Annotated in this window: 4 protein-coding genes; all 4 read right to left on the reverse strand. The window is 50.8% G+C overall.

The features are described 5' to 3' along the window. A partial coding sequence (locus VIM87_RS29825) for a M14 metallopeptidase family protein (protein ID WP_332000509.1) occupies positions 1–2,334 on the reverse strand: 2,334 nt, incomplete at its 3' end. A 191-nt stretch (positions 2,335–2,525) separates the two neighbouring features. Continuing rightward, positions 2,526–5,282, reverse strand: a complete 2,757-nt coding sequence (locus VIM87_RS29830) for a M14 metallopeptidase family protein (RefSeq protein ID WP_332000510.1) — start codon at positions 5,280–5,282, stop codon at positions 2,526–2,528. A 63-nt stretch (positions 5,283–5,345) separates the two neighbouring features. After that, complete coding sequence (locus VIM87_RS29835) at positions 5,346–6,635, reverse strand: M20/M25/M40 family metallo-hydrolase (RefSeq protein ID WP_332000511.1); 1,290 nt, start codon at positions 6,633–6,635, stop codon at positions 5,346–5,348. A 41-nt stretch (positions 6,636–6,676) separates the two neighbouring features. Further along, positions 6,677–7,206: hypothetical protein (locus VIM87_RS29840; protein ID WP_332000512.1), on the reverse strand; the 530-nt coding region annotated here is incomplete at its 5' end.

The raw sequence follows: 7,206 nt of genomic DNA on the forward strand, positions 1-7,206 counted from the left end.
GGTTACCACAGTGCCGCCGGCTTCCAGGAATTTTTTCAGCTCGGGTACAGACTTCTCTGCAGTGATCTTACCCAGGTTGTGCCGGAACTCCTCCGGAATTTCTTCCGGTACAGGTTCTTTGAACTGGAAGCCGCCGCCACGGCCGCCTTCCGCCATTCCTTTGGGCGCCGGGATTGCACGGGTTACAAAAACGATCACATCATATTGTTTACGAAGATTGCCGGTGTCTATGTCTTTTGGGTAAATTACTGAAAAAGGAAAATGATATTGCTCTAAGATCCAACGCACCCAGCCGGATGGAATGGAACCGCCATAGGTATCCCACAAGGCTATACGCGCCGGGTTTACAGCTACCAGGCCGCCGGGTTTTTGTTTTACGCCGCTGGCTTCCACGCCTAATGTTACGGCGGATTGCTGCAGCAGTGTTTTAGCTTTAGCACCGGCAGGTACATAAAAAGAGCCCTGCGGTGCTTCCGCCGTAGCGGTGGGTACGCGATATACTTTTACGCCTGCTTTCAGCAGATCATTTACTGCAATAAAAGCATTGTTTTCGTGTGCGCTTAACAGGTAGCCTGCAGCAGCATCAGTTACCGTTGCTTTGGGTGCATCCAGCAGCTGGCCATAAGGGATCTTTTCAAACGGCCCCTGGAAATCGTCCAGGATACGGTCGTAGTGCACGCCCATCTGGTAAGCCAGCGTCCAGCCGGCAGCGTCATAAGGGCGAATGGGAGGCCCGCCGGGATACAGGAAATCATTCGGATGATCCTGCGGCTCAAACATATCCAGCACATGCGGACGGAAAGCCTGGTTAGTGCGCACCACATAAGAACCTGCGGGATACTGCTTACCTTCCACCGTAAATGCAGCTGTTGCCTTTTGTATGCTGATGCCATTCTTAACCAGCGCATTCAGGAACTTCACCGCAGTGGCAAAATCCGGCTGATCAGCGGAGAGAATGTAACCCCGGGGATCACGGTTGGCCGGGTTCTTTAATACGGCATCATAATATTTCATGTCGATGTTACTGCCTCTCCTGCCCCATCCGAACGGATCGCTTTCATCTGCGCTGGTGCTGTCGGTACCGGCTTTATCTGCTTTGTAAGCGGCGGTGATGGCTTCGGAACGTTTGGGTGATAAGGTCCAGGTATCCTGGTTACCGCGGTCAATGGCGTTCTTACCCATCTTGTAAATGTTGAACAACACCTCATCGCGCTGGCGGGCGGCATAGTCCAGCACGGCATAGTTCAGCGATACGGAGTAATCTATAGAGCGGCGGAAATGCCAGTCGTCTGTTGGTTTTACTGGAAACGGTGTGGCGCCGTTAGGAATAAGGCGCTGCGGCACTACCGGTATTTTTTCCGGTGTGGGATTACCAATGATCTCTGTAAGCAACCCGATCATGTTATGGTACTGCGAGGTAGTACGCAAACCGCCATTGTACCAGGTGGAGAAGCTGGAACCGGTTAAACGGGTAAAGCCTGGTTTATCTTCTGCATTCAAACGGGTGTACATGGCTGCACCCAATGCATCAATACCGGTGATCATTAAGGGGTCAAAGAAATAGTTGAAGGGATCGCGGTACGGCGGGCCTGCCAGCACTGAACCTTCCGGCCCGCGCTGGTGGTGGTTGTACATGATCTGCGGCATCCACTCCATGTATAGCTGTTTGCCCATGTTGGTGCTTTCCTTGGTATTCATCATGTAAAAGTCGCGGTTGTTATCATGACCTATGTACTTTTCGTACAGGCGTGGTATCTGGTCTGTAGAACGCTTTTTGGGATCACTGTTACGCATATACCAGTTGGCTACCAGCTCCTGCCCGTCCGGGTTGGCATGGGTGAACAGAATGATCACGTTGTCCAGGATGCGTTTGGTCTCTTCATCCTTACGGCTCAAAACCTGGTAAGCGGTTTCTATCAGCTGGTGGGAGCCTACTACCTCTGTGGCGTGCAGGCCGCCATCGATCCATACTACAGCCTTCCCTTCTGCTGCCATGGCCTTTGCCTGCTCCACACTCACATCTTCTGCACGGGCCAGCTTTTGTGAGATCTCTTTATAATGCGACAGCTTTTTCATGTTATCTGCAGAAGAGATCACCAGCATATACTGGCTGCGGCCTTCTTCCGTCATCCCGATATCTACCAGCTTCACACGGTCAGGGTCTGCGGCGGCCAGCTTTTTAAAATACGCAGCGGTTTGCGTGTAGTTGGCCAGGTAGTAATCATCCCCGATGTTAAAGCCAAAGTGCTCCTTTGGAGAGGGAATGTTTTGCGAAAAGGACGGTATGGCCAGGCATAGTCCTATTGCAATGGTGGTGAAGAATTTATAGTTCATCCGAATATCTTTTGATTTTTTTAATTGGCCGGATGGAACTCCGCATGTACATGCTCCGTGGTAAAGAATGTTATCATGCTTCGTTTCATGGACCTTACTTTGAATGTAAAAAATTGAGGGTCCGCCATTAAAAGGGTGATGGAGTACAGCATTGAAACCTTCAGGTCCTTAAATGGACAAACCCCTCAATCTTAATTTTGTTTATAGAGCTGGTTAAAGAGCAGTTTAAAAGTGCTGTGTGATTGTCCGCGGAAAGTGATCTCCGGCCCAAAAGCATACAGCTTGCCTTTGCCTACGGGCGCTACAAAAGCAGCCACGCCGTCTTTCAGGTATTGCTGGCCCCAGGCCCAGCCGCTGTGCAGCGGTTTATCAGTTGGGAACCAGATCAGCTTTTTAATGCCGGCGGTTTCACTGGTAAGCTTAAACACCGGGCTGCGGTCAAAGTATACATCATTACTGGCAGGCATGCCATAGTTTTCAACGGCTGTAGTATCTAACGATGCTGTTAGTAAGCTACCGGGTATGTAATATTTGGAACCGGCTAATGGTTTCATCACTCCCTTGCTGTTCTTTTCCATTAATGCGCTTTGCACCGGCAGCTTCAGGTGATAAGCCAGGTTGGTGCTGGTGCCAATGGTCACTATCTCCCCGCCTTCTTCCAGGAACTGTTTTAACTGCGGTATAGAGGTGTCGGCATTGATCTTGCCTAACCAGCCACGGTACTGCTCCGGCAGGTCTTCCGGTTTAGGTGGTCTGCTATCATTACCACCCATGCGGGGCGCACGTTTAGGCTTGCCCGTATCCGGGATAGCGCCGGTTGGAAAAATGATCACATCGTACTTTTTCTTTAAGCCGCCTGCATCGATAGCTTTGGAATAAATAAACTCTGCAGAGAAATGGTATTGCTCCATTAACCACAACATCCAGCCGGCCGGTATGGAACCGCCATAGTTATTCCAGATGGCTATCTTCATGGGCGACAGGGCCGTTAGTGCAGCTGGTTTTTGATCAGTACCGGTAACGGTTATACCAAAATCAGCTGCATCCTTTTCCAATATAGCCTGTGCCTTGGCAGCCACCGGAATATAATAGGCGCCGCCTGCGGGTATGCGGTATACCTTTACGCCTGCTTTCAGCAGATCATTCACCACTATAAATGCGTTGTTAATGCGCGGATCTATCAGGTAGCCTGCTTTGGCTGCGGCTACAGCTTGTTTGGGCGGTGATTGCAGCTCACCATAAGGCACCTGCTGGAATTGACCGTCCACGGCATCCAGGATGCGGTCGAATTTTATGCCCATCTGGAAAGCTAAGGTCCAGCCGGCAGCATCATACGGGCGGATGGGCGGGCCACCGGGATACTGGAAATCATTCGGATGATCCTGTGGTTCAAACATATCAATTACATGCGGGCGAAAAGCCTGGTCTGTTTTAACGATATAGGAACCGGCAGGATAGCTTTTACCCGCTGCAGTAAAAGCGGCAGGCGCTTTCTGCACCTCAATGCCAGACAGGATCAGCGCATTCAGGAAACGCACTGCTGTGGGAAAATCCGGCTGATCCGCAGGTATGATATATGCCCGCGCATCGCGCAGCTTAGGATCTTTTAAGATCATGCTGTAGTACTTATTGGCAATGGTATCTTCCCGGCCAAAGGAAAATTCGCCGCCCTCCTCTCCTTCCGCTGCGGTAGCTGCCGTATCTTTTTTCTTCTTCTCTGCTTTGGCTACAGCCTGTATGCTGTCAATGTATTTCGGATAAAAGGTCCAGTTGTCACGGCTGCCACGGTCAATGGAGTTCCTGCCCATTTTGTAAATATTATACAACAGCTCTGTTCTGTAGCGGGCGGCATAATCCAGCACAGCGTAATTCAGGGATACTGAATAATCTATTGACTGGCGGAAATGCCATACCTGCGGCACTATTGGGTTGGGCGTGGCGCCGTTAGGGATCAGGCGCTCCGGCACCAGTGGTACCGTTTCCGGCGTGGGATTACCAATGATCTCTGTGAGCAGGCCTATCATGTTATGGAAGTAAGGCGCGGTACGCAAACCGCCGTTCCACCAGGTTGAGAACTGTGAACCGGCGCGCTGGGTGTAGCCCGGCTTACCTTCCACATTCAGGCGGTTGTTCATGGCGGCGCCTACCGCATCAATACTGGTTACTATCAGCGGATCAAATACATAGTTGAACGGATCGCGGTACGGCGGGCCTGCCAGCACAGAGCCTGCGGGGCCGCGCTGGTGGTGGTTATACATGATCTGCGGCAGCCACTCCACATACAGCTGGCGGCTGATGTTCTGGCTCTCCTTCATATTCATCATGTAAAAATCCCGGTTATTATCGTGCCCCACATATTTTTCGTACAGGCGTGGTATGTTGCTGGCCCGTTTCTTAGGATCTGCTTCACGCATATACCAGTCGGATACCAGCTCCTGCCCGTCGGGGTTGGCATGAGTAAGCAGAATAATGTCGTTGTTGAGGATGTTCATGGTTTCCGCATCTGTACGGGTTACCAGCTGGTACATGGTTTCAATCAGCTGATGCGCGCCTACGACTTCTGTAGCATGCAGGCCGCCGTCGATCCATATTACGGATTTGCCTTCAGCGGCCAGGCTACGTGCTTGCTCGTCCGTTAGCCCTTTTGCATGCGCCAGTCGTTGAGAAAGCTCTTTATAACGTTTCAGGTTCTTAATATTCTCCGGAGAGGATACGATGAGCATGTACTGGTGGCGGCCTTCTTCCGTCATACCGATATCTACCAGCTGCGTGCGGTCAGAAGCGGCCAGCTTTTTAAAGTAGGCGGCTGTTTGCGTGTAGTTAGCCAGTTTGTAATCATCGCCGATGTTAAACCCAAAGTGTTCCTTTGGTGAGGGAACAGTTTGCCCCCATGCCATGACTGCGCTGAGCAATGGCAGGGTTAACAGGCGGTAAAATTTGTTTCTCATAATTCAGCAATATGAATGTGAAGTTAGCAGTGTGTTTTGACGTGGTATTTTAGCGTTATTATTTTATTTTGCTATGCCTGCTTCTGCCAGCAATACCAGCAGGGTGCGCTGTATGGCCAGGTAACCATTATCATTGATCCACCACTCCTGCAGGGCATGTGCGTTGCCGCCTTTACCGCCGCTACCCATTGTAATGGCCGGTATGCCTTTGGAAATGGGGATGTTGGAATTGGTAGAGCCTACACGCAATTTAGGCGATCCGCCGATGAATGCAATGGCTGCCTTTGCGCGTTGTATAACGGCCAGGTTACTGTCTAAACCACCGGAGGGGCGGTCGCCTATCAGCTTTACATCAACAGTAAGGTCGGCGCCGGCCCGTTTCATCTGGTTCTCTTCCAGCAAACCGCGCTGCACGGCATCCTGCAGCAGCTTATCGGCAGCGGCTACACGCTCCGGGCTTTCTGAGCGCATATCTACTTCCATCCACGATTCAAAAGGAATAGAGTTTACAGAAGTACCACCGCCTATTACACCTACGTTATAGGTAAGCCTTTCGCCCGGCTGCCTGGTTAAGCTGTCTGCCGCTATGGCCCAGTAATGAATGGCGCGTCCCAGTGCATTGTGCGGGTTAACCAAACCAAAAGCGCCGGAGGAATGGCCGCCCGGGCCTTTGAACGTGATATTATAACGGTGTGAGCCTAATCCGCGGTGCGTAATGCTTTCCGTATCCCAGCCGTCGATGGCAATGTAGGTATCTATTTTACCAGGGCCTTTATCGCTGAACAAGTTCTTTACGCCCCGCAGATCGCCCTGCCCTTCTTCTCCTACCACTCCACAGAACAACACATCTGCCTCTGTTTCAATACTGTTCTTTTCCATGGCTTTTAACACGGTAAGCACCATGGCCAGCGCACGGGTATCATCTATAATACCCGGGGCGGCCAGTGTATCGCCCCTATGCTTCACCGTTACATCCGTTCCTTCCGGGAAAACGGTATCCAGGTGGCCTTCCAGCACTACTACCTTTTTGCCCTTCTTACCTTTACGTTTGGCCAGCACATTGCCTACATTATCGATCCACACAGAATCCGCGCCAGCGGCCTTCATCATGGCTGCATATTTTTCCGCACGTTTCATTTCCTTAAAAGGCGGCGCTGCAATTTCCGTTAGCATCAGGTGATCGCTGAGTGTTTGCGGCTCCATGTCAATGATGGACTGGAATGCTTTTTTAACAGCCGGCTTATCTGCCAGCGCTTTTATTTCTGCTGTGTACTGCTTATCCTGCGCATACAGGGTGCTGCCGGCTTGCAGCAGCAGGGCTGCCAATAAGGTTTCCTTTACTAATTTCCGCATATAATTATTTTCATTTCTTTTTAAAGATCGCTGAAGCATTATTACAGGTTCTTAAACCTTACGCCAACACGGCAATCACCGGGTTCGCCCCTTGCCTCGTCGCAGATGTTGTTAAAGAAGGTTACGATCCGGCGGCCGTCGCCCAGGTTCAGTATAAATTTAAAAAGGAAATAGTCATTTACCTTCACATTGCTTAAACTTACCTGGTTCATGGCTGCTAACTCTGTGGCAGTGAAGGTGTATGATTTTGGAAAAGTGGTCACCGTTTCATACAAATGATCATTGGTGCCCACAATGCTGGGCAGCGGGAACTGCGCAATATTAGTGTACTGGTTACCGGGCGAGGATATTACCAGCGGGTAAGCCGGCACGCTGGACTCGGCCTTGTTATAGCTGGCATATACTTCTATAGAGGTTACCGTGGCCTTACCGAATCCTTCCCAGTTAAGGGTAAAGGCAAACTGCTCATTGGCCAGGTTATCATCTTTCAAATTAAAGAAGGCCACCTTACCGGCCTGGCGTGTAGGCAACGCCGTTTTAGTGGTGTCTATTACTACAATGGGTACGGCGG

It is taken from the genome of Chitinophaga sp., assembly GCF_036569125.1.
Classification (GTDB): Bacteria; Bacteroidota; Bacteroidia; order Chitinophagales; family Chitinophagaceae; genus Chitinophaga.

What these genes read in the sequence shown, in the direction of transcription:
- VIM87_RS29830 (WP_332000510.1), bottom strand. Translation starts at nt 5,282, where the DNA reads ATGAGAAACAAATTTTACCGCCTGTTAACCCTGCCATTGCTCAGCGCA.
- VIM87_RS29835 (WP_332000511.1), bottom strand. Translation starts at nt 6,635, where the DNA reads ATGCGGAAATTAGTAAAGGAAACCTTATTGGCAGCCCTGCTGCTGCAA.